The 15,009-nt window shown below is 37.0% G+C and carries 15 protein-coding genes; 13 read left to right on the forward strand and 2 right to left on the reverse strand.

Annotated elements, in window-relative coordinates:
• Positions 1-15: 15 nt before the first annotated feature.
• The 8 genes from DW963_RS06890 (at position 16) to rd (ending at position 9,636) form a co-directional block, all read left to right on the forward strand.
• On the forward strand, positions 16-1,491 hold the full coding sequence (locus tag DW963_RS06890) for a WD40/YVTN/BNR-like repeat-containing protein (protein ID WP_117914558.1): 1,476 nt from the start codon (positions 16-18) through the stop codon (positions 1,489-1,491).
• Positions 1,492-1,651: 160 nt separating this feature from the next.
• Entirely contained in the window at positions 1,652-3,376 is a 1,725-nt protein-coding gene (locus tag DW963_RS06895; RefSeq protein WP_158568651.1) for an InlB B-repeat-containing protein, read from the forward strand.
• 233 nt (positions 3,377-3,609) lie between these two features.
• The gene (locus DW963_RS06900) at positions 3,610-4,683 is read left to right on the forward strand and encodes a carbamoyl phosphate synthase small subunit (protein WP_117914562.1); all 1,074 of its coding nucleotides are present in this window, start codon (positions 3,610-3,612) and stop codon (positions 4,681-4,683) included.
• A 4-nt stretch (positions 4,684-4,687) separates the two neighbouring features.
• Positions 4,688-7,906 (forward strand): carbamoyl-phosphate synthase large subunit, encoded by a 3,219-nt coding sequence (gene carB / locus DW963_RS06905; protein ID WP_117914564.1) that lies wholly within the window; start codon positions 4,688-4,690, stop codon positions 7,904-7,906.
• A 308-nt stretch (positions 7,907-8,214) separates the two neighbouring features.
• On the forward strand, positions 8,215-8,427 hold the full coding sequence (locus tag DW963_RS06910; RefSeq protein WP_117914566.1) for a FeoA family protein: 213 nt from the start codon (positions 8,215-8,217) through the stop codon (positions 8,425-8,427).
• A 75-nt stretch (positions 8,428-8,502) separates the two neighbouring features.
• Positions 8,503-8,730 carry a nucleotidyl cyclase domain-containing protein gene (locus DW963_RS06915; protein ID WP_117914567.1) on the forward strand — a complete coding sequence of 76 codons (228 nt, stop codon included), beginning with the start codon at positions 8,503-8,505 and terminating at the stop codon, positions 8,728-8,730.
• Between the two features lie 21 nt (positions 8,731-8,751).
• Positions 8,752-9,102 (forward strand): DeoR family transcriptional regulator, encoded by a 351-nt coding sequence (locus DW963_RS06920; protein ID WP_158568653.1) that lies wholly within the window; start codon positions 8,752-8,754, stop codon positions 9,100-9,102.
• Between the two features lie 369 nt (positions 9,103-9,471).
• Positions 9,472-9,636, forward strand: coding sequence for a rubredoxin (gene rd, locus DW963_RS06925; protein ID WP_022098132.1), 165 nt, complete (start codon positions 9,472-9,474; stop codon positions 9,634-9,636).
• A 10-nt stretch (positions 9,637-9,646) separates the two neighbouring features.
• On the opposite strand, the gene DW963_RS06930 is transcribed toward rd, so the two are convergent.
• Complete coding sequence (locus DW963_RS06930; RefSeq protein ID WP_022098131.1) at positions 9,647-10,315, reverse strand: Crp/Fnr family transcriptional regulator; 669 nt, start codon at positions 10,313-10,315, stop codon at positions 9,647-9,649.
• A 70-nt stretch (positions 10,316-10,385) separates the two neighbouring features.
• On the opposite strand from DW963_RS06930, the gene DW963_RS06935 reads away from it, so the two are divergent.
• From DW963_RS06935 to DW963_RS06955, 5 genes are all read left to right on the forward strand, one after another.
• The gene (locus DW963_RS06935) at positions 10,386-10,811 is read left to right on the forward strand and encodes a bacteriohemerythrin (RefSeq protein ID WP_022098130.1); all 426 of its coding nucleotides are present in this window, start codon (positions 10,386-10,388) and stop codon (positions 10,809-10,811) included.
• Positions 10,812-11,087: 276 nt separating this feature from the next.
• On the forward strand, positions 11,088-12,044 hold the full coding sequence (locus DW963_RS06940; protein WP_022098129.1) for an L-lactate dehydrogenase: 957 nt from the start codon (positions 11,088-11,090) through the stop codon (positions 12,042-12,044).
• Positions 12,045-12,091: 47 nt separating this feature from the next.
• Complete coding sequence (gene bcp, locus DW963_RS06945) at positions 12,092-12,547, forward strand: thioredoxin-dependent thiol peroxidase (RefSeq protein ID WP_022098128.1); 456 nt, start codon at positions 12,092-12,094, stop codon at positions 12,545-12,547.
• Positions 12,547-13,299, forward strand: coding sequence for a peroxide stress protein YaaA (yaaA, locus tag DW963_RS06950; protein WP_117914571.1), 753 nt, complete (start codon positions 12,547-12,549; stop codon positions 13,297-13,299). Before bcp ends, yaaA begins: the two co-directional genes overlap by 1 nt.
• Positions 13,300-13,400: 101 nt before the next feature.
• Positions 13,401-13,955 carry a 4Fe-4S binding protein gene (locus DW963_RS06955; RefSeq protein ID WP_502694409.1) on the forward strand — a complete coding sequence of 185 codons (555 nt, stop codon included), beginning with the start codon at positions 13,401-13,403 and terminating at the stop codon, positions 13,953-13,955.
• A 367-nt stretch (positions 13,956-14,322) separates the two neighbouring features.
• Here DW963_RS06955 and DW963_RS06965 read toward each other — a convergent pair whose 3' ends face one another.
• Positions 14,323-14,985, reverse strand: coding sequence for a Crp/Fnr family transcriptional regulator (locus DW963_RS06965; RefSeq protein ID WP_117914574.1), 663 nt, complete (start codon positions 14,983-14,985; stop codon positions 14,323-14,325).
• Between the last annotated feature and the right edge of the window lie 24 nt (positions 14,986-15,009).

A 15,009-nucleotide genomic window follows, 5' to 3' on the forward strand; every position in this document is an offset into this window, starting at 1 on the left:
ATCAGGAGGTGGGCTATGTACCAGATGAGCAAGAAATTTCATACCAGGATTCTTACATATGCGGCACTGGTTATATTCTGCCTTATGGTTATTGGAATGTTTGCATACAGCTATGTAAGTAAATATATGTCTGATAAGCTTGATATTAAGTCAAGATATACATTTTCAATAAGAATTGATGATGACTGGAATGTTATCAGAGATGATGCTGTAAGTGATTATGATACAGATAATGTGTTTAATTTTACCAATCCCAATATGGTAGGGCTTGGAACCAAATGGATAGAAAATTATATTGCACAGTACAAACAGAAATATGTATCATATGCAAAATATATTACCAAATCAGGTGTTGATTCTGTAAGTTTGCTGGATTTGTCTAATAATACGGTATTAATTTCTTTCTGGATTATACCGCAGGATCTTAATTCGGATTATTTCTCGTCTTGGGAAGGAATCCAGGATGATGGGAAAATCAAATGCGAATGGGTAGTCTCATTTTATCTTGATAACAATTATGATAATACAGCAAGATTGTATGTTACATCAGTTATGAGTTCGGAAGATTATGGGCTTAAGCAATATTACGCAAAACAGGGTGTAGATTCAGGTGGTGATACAGAAGTTACAAGCAACTCTAATAAAGATCAGCTTGCCAATTATTCAATTAAGGATAATTCACTTCTTGTTACTTATGACGGAGAGAAATATGTTTCGGTTCCAGTGTCATACTCATATCTTATGTATGAAGATAACAACAGTGCAACAACGCTTAAAGAAGGCAGTTATATGATAACAACAGAAAAGACGGCCTTCGTATATGGTGGTAAGACAGCAAATAATACCAGGATACCTGTGACTGTTGTATATTCGGATGATAAGGGCGAAAACTGGACAACATGTGAGCTTGATAATATATATACAGCTGATTACTATTATGTAAGATTCTTTGATGCTGATCATGGTGTTATTGTCTGTGGATATGGAAAGAGCAATGATACAAATGAATCATCAAGAATATATAGTACTAGTAACGGAGGAGAAAGCTGGGAGACTGTTGGAAGCGGACCAGCTACTAATATAATTAAAGGTGTCGTTTATCTTTCAACCGATATAGGATTCTTCTGTTACAATTATGTTGATGGTATGGACAGTAATCTTTATAAAACAGATGATGGTGGCAAAACATTTTCAAAAGTGATACTTGAGGAGCAGGAACTTGACAGTTCGGCAGCTAATCCTCAGGGACAGGAGACAGAAACCAAGACGGATTCTGGTAAGACAGGTACGGATTCATTTGAACAGCTCAAATGGAGTGATGTATATAAGGAAGCTCTTATACCGGTTGTTGATTCAACAGGAATTGTAACAATATATCTTACACAGGGGAAGAATGCAGTGTACAATGATGGTAAGACAGCAGCAAAGTATCAGTCTTCTGATAAGGGAAGTTCATGGAAATATATTGGCCAGGTTGAGATTAAAGATTAAAACACTATTAAAAAACTAAAAAGTATTTGAATAATATAAACATGCGTGGTATTATAATTTTGCAAAAGGGATTTTAATACTGCGCATGTTTTTTGTATATTTCGGGAATTTTCTTATGGAGTTTATGGACGTGATGAATTTATACATAAGGAGATTGTTTATGAAATGTAGAATAATAAAAGACAAGCGAATTCTGGCTGGCATTGTGCTATTAGGAATACTGCTTATTGGTGGCGTTGTTATATCGCAGGCAGCAGAAGATGAATACAGGGTTCATCACAATATAACAATAGATTTGGACGGAGGAGTGTGTGATGGAATATATTATCAGTCACAGATAGACCACGGACCGAATCAGGGCCAATGGAGGGATGACCTGGGAACTGGTCTGTATCTGCCAGACCGTAATGAAGTATATCATACGATATTGGATTACCATGCATCCATACCGAAAGAGGATGCTACAACTTCTAATTATTATGATTGTGTTGGTATCACCCCATATGTAAGAGTAGGCACAGTAAGTAAGGATGGCTATATACTTACTGGCTGGAAAGTTACAGGCGGAGATGGCGATTATGATGATTACGGTGTAGATGGAGTAAGGGTCAACATAGGAGCATTTGCAGACGAAAATATTGTTATTAAGGCAATATGGGAAAGATATTCATTTGTTGTGCATTATGATGCCGGAGTGGCCAAAGATAGAGGGATAAGTACAATATATATTCCAGAAGATGAAAAGGCATATTACGACAGAGGAGATGAACTGAAAGGATTTAATGAACAGGCAGAGGCTTCTAATGGGCTTATGTTCGTAGGGTGGTCTTTTGACAGATATGGAGACTCCGGTATAATTAAGTCTGAAGATATCAGGGAATACAATGAAGATGTCACTATATATGCTATATGGAATTATGTCATTACATTTGATAATAACACGGTTACAGAGGTTAATGGCCACATGGATGATATAACAGCAAGGCTTGGAAGCCGATTAAGGCTTACAGGAAGTGATCTTTCAAGAATAGGTTATTATCTTTCAGGATGGAATACGAAAAGTGATGACAGTGGGCAGTTCTATACAACTATGTCAGTTGTTGATCTGACACCTGACGAGAGTGGCAAAGCTGTTCTGTATGCGATATGGCAGCCGGTATTTTATGAGGTTCATCTGTATAATAACAGACCAGATGAAGCCAGTGAAGACATACATGTTGTTGATAATGGTGAATGGGACTGGTATGAAGACGAAGGATTCTACAGCAGATTCTATACATATGATGAGATTGATCATCTGCCAGCGGTTAAAGATGTATATACACTTACCGGATGGACAGGTTATGTATGGGAGATGGAAGATGGTACATATATTGAAGGTGGTGTTGACGGAAAACTTAATCTTGCTGACAAGTTAGGAAAGATAGTTGATGTGTATGCTGTATGGAAAGAGAATATATACAATATTAATATTGATTCTAATGGCGGATATGAATCTGATACGACAATTATAACTGGATATGAAAAAGAAAATGAGCTTCCGGAAGCTCCAGAAAGACCAGGGTATGATTTTGATTCGTGGAATACAGCGGAAGACGGAAGTGGGAAGAACTATAAAGACAAAGATACTGTTTCAAAGCTTGTAGAGGAAGATGGTGGCAATGTGACAATATATGCACAATGGAAGAAAAAAAAGAAATTGTGTCTTAAAGTGTCATCAAATGTTTATCAGAAATCTTTCGTTAATCCGCTTGCAGCTACATTTGCAAAAAGCTGGTTCGGTAATAATCAGGATAAAAGTGTAGGGCATATGATGGCTATTCAGAATAAAGACTGTGTTCAGGTATGGAATGTGAACAGGACAGGAATTACAAGGACAAGATAACGAATAATAGGATACTGACAGCCCTCTGTTTTGGAGGGCTGTTTTTAAGGTATGTATTTTTATGCAATATATAGATAAATATTTGCTTGAAAATTACATTTAATTATGGTAACATATTGTAAAGTTTGAGAGAAAAAAGGCATTTTTGTGTCTTTTTTTTTGCGCAAAAGTCATTTTAGCGCCTCTTGGCATATGATTAAATTAAATAAACGAAAGGAATTAAGGTGGCATTCATGAAAGCATTTTTGATACTTGAAGATGGAACGGTCTTTGAAGGAACCAGCATAGGTTCGACCCGTGAAGTTATTAGTGAGATTGTCTTTAACACATCTATGACAGGATATCTGGAGGTGCTGACTGATCCTTCATACGCAGGACAGGCAGTAACAATGACATATCCTCTTATCGGTAATTACGGAGTGTGCTATAAGGATATGGAATCCCAGAAAGCATGGCCAGATGGATATATTGTACGTGAGCTTTCCAGAATGGCAAGCAACTTCAGAAATGAAGATCCTATCCAGAAATTCCTTCTTGATAATGATATCCCAGGTATTTGTGGGATTGACACAAGAGCCCTTACTAAGATATTAAGAGAAAAGGGTACTATGAACGGTATGATTACAACTAATGAGAATTATAATCTTGATGAGGTACTTCCTAAGATTAAGGAGTACAGTGTTAAGGGCGTTGTAAGAAAGGTTACATGTTCAGAAAAGTATGTTCTTCCAGGAAAAGGACCTAAGGTTGCTCTTATGGACTTTGGCGCAAAGAAGAATATTGCAAGATCACTTAATAACAGAGGCTGTGAAGTTACAGTATATCCTGCATATACTAAGGCAGAAGAGATTCTTGCAACTAATCCTGATGGAATTATGTTATCTAATGGTCCTGGAGATCCTAAGGAATGTGTAGAGATAATTGAAGAGATTAAGAAACTGTATAACAGCAATGTACCAATATTTGCAATCTGTCTTGGACATCAGCTTATGGCACTTGCTACTGGAGCTGATACTCACAGACTTAAGTACGGACACAGAGGTGCTAACCATCCTGTTAAGGATTTAAAGACTGGCAAATGTTATATATCATCACAGAACCATGGTTATGTTGTAGATGAAAGCACATTAGACAGTAAGGTTGCAGTACCTGCATTTGAGAATGTTAATGATAAGACTAATGAGGGACTTGAATATGTTGGTAAGAATATATTCACAGTACAGTTCCATCCAGAAGCCTGCGCAGGTCCACAGGATACAGCGTACCTGTTTGACAGATTTATGGATATGATGAAGAAGGAGGACTAAGAACATGCCAAAGATTGAGAGTATTAAGAAAGTATTAGTTATAGGTTCTGGTCCAATCGTTATTGGTCAGGCAGCAGAATTTGACTATGCCGGAACACAGGCATGCCGTTCTCTTAAAGAGGAAGGAATTGAGGTAGTACTGGTTAACTCTAACCCTGCTACTATCATGACAGATAAAGATATTGCTGATGAGGTATATATTGAGCCTCTTACAGTTGAAGCATTAAAGCAGATTATCTTAAAGGAAAAGCCAGACAGCATCTTACCTACACTTGGTGGACAGGCCGGACTTAACCTTGCAATGGAAATCGCAGAGACAGGCTTTCTTGAGGAGCATAATGTAAAGCTTATCGGTACAACTGCACTTACAATCAAGAAGGCAGAAGACCGTCTTATGTTCAAGGAAACTATGGAAAAGATTGGTGAGCCATGTGCGCCATCACTTGTTGTTAACAACGTTGAGGATGGCGAAGCATTCGCAGCCAAGATTGGATATCCTGTAGTATTACGTCCTGCTTACACACTTGGTGGTAGCGGCGGCGGTATCGCTAAGAATGTGCAGGAATTAAGAGAAATCCTTGAGAATGGTTTAAGACTTTCAAGAGTTGGTGAAGTTTTAGTTGAGCGTTGTATCGCTGGCTGGAAGGAAATTGAATACGAAGTAATGCGTGATAGCAATGGAACATGTATTACTATCTGTAATATGGAGAATATCGACCCTGTTGGTGTTCATACAGGTGATAGTATTGTAGTAGCTCCTTCACAGACACTTTCAGATAAGGAATACCAGATGTTAAGAACATCTGCATTAAGAATTATTGATGAATTAGGAATCACAGGTGGATGTAATGTACAGTATGCACTTCATCCAGACAGCTTTGAGTACTGTGTAATCGAGGTTAACCCTCGTGTAAGCCGTTCATCAGCATTAGCTTCTAAGGCAACAGGTTATCCTATTGCTAAGGTTGCAGCTAAGATTGCACTTGGTTACACACTTGATGAGATTAAGAATGCAGTTACAGGAAAGACATATGCAAGCTTCGAGCCAGCACTTGATTACTGTGTAGTTAAGATTCCAAGACTTCCATTTGATAAATTCATCTCAGCTAAGAGAACACTTACAACACAGATGAAGGCTACAGGTGAGGTTATGAGTATTTCTGATAACTTCGAGGGTGGTCTTATGAAGGCTATACGTTCTCTTGAGCAGCATGTTGACAGTCTTATGTCATATGACTTTACAGGACTTACAGATGAAGAGCTTCTTGAAGAACTTGCAATTGTAGATGACAGAAGAATCTGGAAGATAGCTGAAGGTTTAAGAAGACACATTTCTGCAGCCAAGATGCATGATATTACTAAGATAGACTTATGGTTTATTGATAAGCTCCAGATTATTGTTGATATGGAGAATGCTCTTAAGAGAGGACCTCTTACAGAGAGCCTTTTAAGAGAAGCTAAGAGAATTGAATTCCCTGACAATGTTATCGGCGATTTAACAGGTCACACAGAAAGAGAAATCAAGGAATTAAGAGACAAGTATAATATACATGCAGCATTTAAGATGGTTGATACATGTGCTGCAGAGTTCGCAGCTACAACACCATACTATTATTCAGTATATGGCAGTGAGAACGAAGCTGTAGAGACTAAGGATAAGAAGAAGGTTCTTGTACTTGGTTCTGGTCCAATCAGAATCGGACAGGGTATCGAGTTCGACTTCTGTTCAGTTCATTGTACATGGGCATTCAAAAAAGAAGGTTTCGAGACAGTTATTGTAAATAATAACCCAGAGACAGTTTCTACTGACTTTGATATTGCTGATAAGCTTTACTTTGAACCACTTACAGCAGAAGATGTTGAATCAATTGTAGAATTTGAGAAGCCGGATGGTGCAGTTGTACAGTTTGGTGGACAGACAGCTATCAAGCTTACAGAAGCACTTATGAAGATGGGAGTTCCTATTCTTGGAACTAAGGCAGAAGATGTAGATGCTGCTGAGGATAGAGAGCTTTTTGATGAGATTCTTGAGCAGACACAGATTCCAAGAGCTAAGGGACAGACTGTATTTACAGTTGATGAAGCTCTTAAGGCTGCCAATGAGCTTGGATATCCTGTGCTTGTAAGACCTTCATATGTACTTGGTGGACAGGGGATGCAGATTGCTGTATCTGATGAAGATGTAGTTGAATTCATGAACATCATCAACAGAATTAAGCAGGATCACCCAATCCTTGTTGATAAGTACCTTATGGGTAAGGAAATCGAAGTTGATGCTGTATGCGATGGTCAGGATATTCTTATTCCTGGTATCATGGAGCATATTGAGAGAGCCGGTATCCACTCAGGAGACAGTATTTCAGTATATCCAGCTAAGTCTATATCACCTAAGATTGTAGACATGATTGAAGATTATACAGGAAGACTTGCAAGAGCTCTTCATGTAAAGGGTATGATTAACATTCAGTTTATCGTATATAATGACCAGGTATATGTAATTGAGGTTAACCCTCGTTCAAGCCGTACAGTACCATACATCAGTAAGGTTACAGGTATTCCTATTGTTAAGCTTGCAACACAGGTTATTATCGGTAAGACAATTAAGGAATTAGGATATGAGCCGGGACTTCAGAAGGCAGCAGATTACTATGCAATTAAGATGCCTGTATTTTCATTTGAGAAGATCAGAGGAGCCGATATCAGTCTCGGACCAGAGATGAAGTCTACTGGTGAGTGTCTTGGTATATCTAAGAGCTTTGATGAGGCACTTTATAAGGCATTCGAGGGAGCTGGAATCAGACTTCCAAAACATAAACAGATTATCATGACTCTGGCAGATAAGGATAAGCAGGATGGTATTGATATTGCACAAAGATTCGAAGCATTAGGTTATAAGATATATGCTTCAAGAGGAACAGCCAAGGTTCTTAAGGAAAATGGCGTACATGCAATTCAGGTTAATAAGATTGGACAGGAAGCACCTACACTTCTTGACCTTATCTTAGAACATAAGATTGACCTTGTAATTGATACACCAGAGAATGGAATTGAGAGAGCCAAGGACGGATTCCTTATCAGAAGATATGCTATCGAGACAGGCGTTCACTGCCTTACAAGTCTTGATACAGCCCATGCACTTATATCAAGTCTTGAGCATGCATTCAATAATCAGGAATTATCTATAGTTGATATTGCCCAGATTGATAATCGTGGTAATAACTAATCTGATAATAATTAAATAATGTAATGAAAATAAGGGGTATCATATCATTTTGATATGATATCTCTTATTTTTTATGGGAATAATATAGCATGTTATTTGCATTAGTTGCAGAGTTATCTGTTATCATGCTCTTACTTTACAAAGATATTTCAACAACAAGATAAGTGAATCAAACGGGTGTATTTTAATAAAAACATAGGAAAAAGGTATGGTGTTTTTATTGACAGATAAAAAGAGGATGATATAATTCTATCTGCGAAGTTAGCAGATACTAACCTATTGACACATTAAACAGGAGATTTTTGATTATGCCACTAAATCTTGCAGATAAAAACAATATATATATAATTCAGAGAATTGTTGGAAACAAAGATATGGTACACAGGCTTCAAAGGCTTAGATTTGTTGTGGGTAGTAAGATAAGTGTACTATCTGAAATCAATGGAAATTATGTAGTAGTTATTAAGGATATTAAAATAGGGCTTGCTAAGGAGTATGTTAAGCGTATTATAGTTGCCTGATGTAAAGGAGAGAATTATGTCTAATAGGAAATATATTAAAAGCTTACTCCTTGGAATGAGTGTCATGATGACTATATTGAGAGCTTTTCAGCTATACTTGCAGGCGTGCAGAATGAACGTATTAGTGCGTACCGTATAGGTGGTGATGAATTCTGCGTTATTCTGGAGAAGACAAATGCAGTAGAGATACACCAGATTCTGGATAGTCTTGAAAGAAAAATAAATGATATGATTCTATCTATGATGATGGAGATTATGACTGGAACAGATATCAGAAAGATAAGGACTATGCTGATGGTGTAGATGATGCGATGGAAGAGCTTGATGAGGACTGGTAATATGGCAGGTAACTGGAAAGAACCGGAGTTTGATTTTTCAGAGCGTTCAGATAGAGTGACATTAAAACTGGAAGTTGGACAGGTTGTTTATATTCCGGGTGCGGCAGATATTAGAAATGAAAATACAGACCAAGCGGAACTAAAGTCAATGTCGAAAGAAGAAAGAATATTAGAGTATATCAGACAGAATGGAAATATTTCAACGCAGAAGGTTATGGATTTGTGCAATTACAAGTCTAGAACAGGTGCAAGAAATTTATTAGAGAAATTAATAAAATCCGGCAAGATTGAAAAAGTTGGAGAGAATACAAATACCATTTATACAATATTGGAATAGAGATAGTGGTCAGTGCTGGTCATTTTTATTTAAAAGTGACCAGTAGGTGGTCACTAATATATGATAAGTGACCAGTAGTGACCAGTAAATGACCAATAGTATCCGATAAGTGTCCGATTAGTGACCACCTATCGGACACTCGTAATCACTAGATTAAATAAAATGAATTTATGCAGACCGATGTTATTTTCTGTACTCTCTGGGTATAAGATGATTTCGGTCAAAGGTGCAGTTAAGAAAAGTGAAGAAGTAGAAAAAAATTAGAATATTTATGCAATTTGGTAACATATGTTACGGAATATGGTTTGCCTAAATACTATAATACATACATAAGATAAATAAAACAGAATCTGAAAGGAGATTTTTATTATGAAGAAATATGTATGTGGACCATGTGGTTATGTGTACGATCCAGAGGTAGGAGATCCAGATGGAGGAATTGCACCTGGAACACCATTTGAAGATATTCCAGATGATTGGGTATGTCCAATCTGTGGATTGGGTAAAGATGTTTTTGAAGAACTAAGCGAATAAGAAGACTGGTTTATTCGATATAGAGTAAAGCCTCAGCATCAAGAATTTTGATTGATTTCCTTGAAGACAGATGAATAAATCCGTCCTCCTGAAGTGATAAAAGCGTCCTTGAAAGGGAAGGTCTGGTTGTATTCAGATACAGAGCCAGTTCTTCTCTATTCATGGATAATGATACAAGATTGTTGTTATCTGCATGCTCTAATAGGTATGTGGCAATGCGCTGTTTGAGATTACCGCTGGTAAGGACTTCAAGCTGTTGGTTATTTTCATCAGTTCTTTTGGCAAAGAGTTCCAGCATATTAAAAACTACTTTGCTGTGATGAGAGCAGTTTTTTTCACATCTGCCACCAAAGAAGTCCTTTGCAATCTCAAGAAGCTTTACATCAGTTTTTGCTTTTGCATATCCGCTATAGCGGTCTTTATTAAGAAAAAGTTCAACTTCGCCAAAATCTTCCCCTTCGGAAATGTTGGTAATACGAAGAACTTTACCATTAACATTGATGGAGCCAAGTTCTACTTCACCATTGAGAATGAGGTAGAGCTTATTGGGAACATCACCCTGAAAGAATATATAATCGTTTTTCTTATATTCATGAATGACGGACTGAGTACAAACGAGACTTTTCTTAAATTCAGCGTCATCCAGATTATGGAAAATAGACAGGTCTTTGATTTGCATATAAGTACCAGCTTTCTATTATAGTAACATTTATTTTAACATATATGAGGTGGATTGTAAGGAGGTTTTTATGACAGTAATTACATTTGATGATAATTTAATAACAGGCAATAAGACAATAGACGAGCAGCATAAGGAGCTGATTGATCGTATTCAGCAGTTTGTGAGTGCATGTGAATCAGAAGATGCAAGAGTAAAGGCAATTAAAATGCTTGATTATCTTGATGAATATACAGAATTTCATTTCAAAGAAGAAGAAAAACTGCAGAAAGACGTTGATTACCCAGGCTTGGAGGAACATATAAAGAAGCATGAGGAGTTCAGGCATACTGTTAAGGAACTCTATGATTATCTGGATGAAAATGAGGGACCAGATGAAAAGTTTATGGAGCAGGTAAAAATCAATGTTATTGACTGGCTGTTTGGTCATATCAAGACATTTGACAGATCTGTAGCTGAATATATAAATATATATGATAATCCTGAAAGATTATAGAACTGTTTGTTACGCAATTATATTTTAATAAAGTATGCCCCAGTCAGACAAAATAACTGGCTGGGGCAATCAATAATCTTTAACTTAAAAAAGATATTTCATTATTGATGAAAATTATAGTATCACCAGCACAGAACATAGCGAGAATTAATTCTATGAATCTGTATAAACTACTTACACCTACTGTTTTGGTTATGTATTCAGAGACGAAATTTCGTCAGGTAATGAATACATATTTGAAAGAATTGTAGAATAACAAAAGGAAGGGATGAGTGAATGAATAAGAAAAAATCAAATTCAAAAAAGGCAGTTATGATAGGCTGCGGATTCGTAGGCTCAGCATCTGTATTTGCGCTTATGCAGAGTGGATTATTCACTGAAATTGCCTTGATAGATGCGGATAAGAATAAGGCAGAGGGAGAGGCTATGGATATCAGTCATGGAATACCATTTGCCAGCCCAATGAAAATATATGCTGGTGATTATGATGATGTGGCAGATGCTGCAATTGTAATTATATCAGCAGGTGCAGGACAAAAGCCAGGAGAAACAAGACTTGATCTGGTAAATAAGAATGTGGCAATATTTAAGTCCATTATTCCGGAAATTACCAAAAGAGATTTTGGAGGAATCCTTCTGGTTGTAGCAAATCCTGTGGATATTCTGACACAGGTTGCAATCAAACTGTCAGGACTTCCGGAGGAAAGAGTTATCGGCTCAGGAACAGTTCTTGACAGTGCAAGACTTAGGAGCAAGCTTGGACAGCATTTATCAGTGGACAGCCGAAGCGTGCATGCATTTATAGTAGGAGAGCATGGAGACAGTGAAGTTGTGGCATGGTCATCTGCCAATGTATCCGGTGTTCCGCTTAGTGACATGTGTGAGATGAGAGGACATTATAACCATAAGGAAAACACGAAGGAAATCGCAGATGCTGTCAAAAACAGTGCCTATGAGATTATCAATAAGAAGCATGCGACATATTATGGAATTGCAATGTCAGTAAAACGTATCTGTGAAGTAATTATGCGTGACGAAAAATCAATACTTCCTGTATCGCACATGATACATGGAGTATATGAGATTGATGATGTTGTATTAAGTATGCCTGTTATTGTTGGTGCAGACGGAATTGAATCTGATATACCGATTAATCTTAGTGGAGAAGAAGCATTGAAGCTAAAAGAATCAGCAGACGCATTAAAGAATATAATTGAAACATTAGAGCTGTAGTAAGAGTAGATAATATACCAGCTTATGTTTAGATTGGAGGAAACGTTATGTTAGAAGTAGGAACAAAGGCACCGGATTTTGAATTACCAGATCAGAATGGAGAATTGCATAAATTAAGCGAATATCTTGGAAAGAAGGTAATTCTGTATTTTTATCCAAAGGATAATACATCTGGATGTACAAAGCAGGCTTGTGGTTTCTCAGAAAGATATCCGCAGATTTGCGAAAAGGGAGCTGTTGTACTCGGGGTGAGCAAGGATTCTGTTGCATCCCACAAGAAGTTTGAGGAAAAATATGGACTTGCATTTACACTTTTATCTGACACTGAGCGCAAAGTGATTGAGGCTTATGATGTATGGAAAGAAAAGAAGAATTATGGAAAAGTGTCAATGGGAGTTGTCAGAACAACATATCTTATTGATGAGAATGGTATCATAATAAAGGCAAATGACAAAGTAAAAGCTGCAGATGATCCGGAAAAAATGTTACAGGAATTAAGCTGATGAAGATAATATTATCACCTGCAAAGAAGATGAAAGTGGATACTGACAGCATAGATACCATGAGTAGTCCGGTATTTTTAGAGAAAACAGAAGAAATTCTTGGGTGGATGCAGGGAAGAACGGAAGAAGAATTAAAGAAATTGTGGAAATGCAATGATAAAATTACGACAGAGAATATTGAACGGATTAAGACAATGAATTTTCAAAAGCAGCTTACTCCGGCAGTATTGGCATATGAAGGGATTGCTTATCAATATATGGCACCAGCTGTATTTGAAGATGGGCATTTTGATTATGTGCAGGAACACCTGAGGATATTATCAGCATTTTATGGAGTATTAAAACCTATGGATGGTATCACACCATATAGGCTTGAAATGCAGGCAAAGGCAGCGATAGGTGATTTCACGAATCTGTATGATTTCTGGGGAGATAATTTGTATCGGGAAGTTATAGATGACAGCAGGATTATTATTAATCTGGCTTCAAAAGAATACTCTAAATGTATTGAAAAATATCTGACACCTGATGACAGGTATATAACTATTTCATTTTGTGAGCAGTCTGGTGGCAGGCTTATCACAAAAGGCACATATGCCAAGATGGCTCGTGGTGAAATGGTACGATATATGGCAGAAAATCATATTGAAAATCCAGATGACATTAAGGAATTTGACCATCTTGGATATGTGTTCAGAGATGATATATCATCGGATAGAGAATATATATTTGAAAGAAAAACTGTAAAATAAAAACATGGTTGATTACTGGATAAGATAATTGCGAAGGATAGAACAGGAGCAATAAGGGTAAGAAAAATTTTTGAAGTATAAAGTTACGGAGAAAACAGAAATTGAATACAAAGAAAAAATGGCTGATTCCACTTGGAATGTGGCTTGTATTTGAAATTGTTGCAGTTACATTATGGCTGAACAAGGATAATCTGTTTTATCTTCTGAATTTCAGTTATATAGGCTCGGCAATAGCGTTAGGGCTGTTACTTTTTCAGTTAAACTATAGACATGCCAGAAGAATCGGTTTTATCCGATATATCACCTTTACTGCATCATTTGTTTTTGTGGGAGCACTGTTTTTATGCCACGTGGAGAATATCGAGCAAATTATGTTCTGGGCATTTCTTGTTGGCAATATCCTGTATTATGCCATTGGAATCATTTTGGCATTTGCGTTTCGGGATAATAGGGCATTCTGTAAATATATCTGCCCAATTACCGTATTCTTAAAGCCTATGAGTTATTTTAGCCTACTTCATGTGAAGTGTGATAAGGAAAGATGTGTTTCCTGTGGAAAGTGCAAGCGAGTATGTCCGATGAATGTTGATGTAACAGATAATTCCCGTAAAAGAGAAAATGGAACAGAGTGTATTCTGTGTATGGAATTATATTGATAGTTATCGGTATAATATTGGCTGCTCTTCATTTTATTGTGGCTGTAGATGGTATCAGAGATTTATCCTGATAGTGTTCGGCCACTTCCGACCACCACGCAACAACCTTTTCTATATTTTTATCACTTGGGTCATTTTTGAATGCATCCGCCTGATAAGCTATAATGGGAATAATCCCATTATCAAGCAGTCCCGAATCTGCCGATCAAGTCCCTCCAACAGTTCTTGGTCCACTTTGTCCGCAATACGGATTCTTACATGCGAAATCCCCGCCGCCGCAAAATCTACAGCCGACTGTGTGTTATAGTATTTGCGCCCCTGATTTGTTTTTGACCAATCCACATCCATTCCCTTTCCCAGAAGGGTTTTATACCCTCAAAGAGAAGGTGTTTTTCTTGTAAGAGAGTACACCTTCTTTTTGTAATTTACTCAATTCACTAGATAGAGCACTACGGTCTGCATTCAGATAATCTGCCAGCCCTTGTCTATCGTAAGGGATTGTAAATGTGTTAGAGCCAGCGTGCATAGATTCGCTAGACAAGTAATTAAGTATCTTGTCACGTAAATTTTTCTTAGAAACATGATCTATTTTGTTCATCAATCTTACATTTTTTCGTGCTATTATCTCTAAAAGGTTATGAATCAATCTTGTATGGAAACTACAAGATGAAGAACAGGTTGTAATAATATGATTTATATTGAAAAGCATGACGGTGAGATTTTCATTAGCAATAACACTGATTTGAGCAGGAACACTACTGATGCAGGCATAGCTTTCGCCATAGAGCATTCCTGATGACAGCTCTGTAATAATATTGCGATTTCCCCAAACATCATCATTTATTATGAGAGCCTGACCAGATAGAATCATGCCGATAGTTTGTACCTTATCTCCACTTCTTAGCAGATATTCGCCTTTTGAATAATTTTTAATGCTGACAGATAGACATTTAAGCATTGGAAGAATTTCTGCTTCTGAAATTCCTTGAAACAAAGGTGTATTCTTTAAAATGTTAATATATTTTTCCATGAGATTTTTCATCCTTCTTTTAAT

This window comes from Eubacterium sp. AM46-8 (assembly GCF_003466705.1).
Taxonomy (GTDB): Bacteria; Bacillota; Clostridia; order Lachnospirales; family Lachnospiraceae; genus Lachnospira.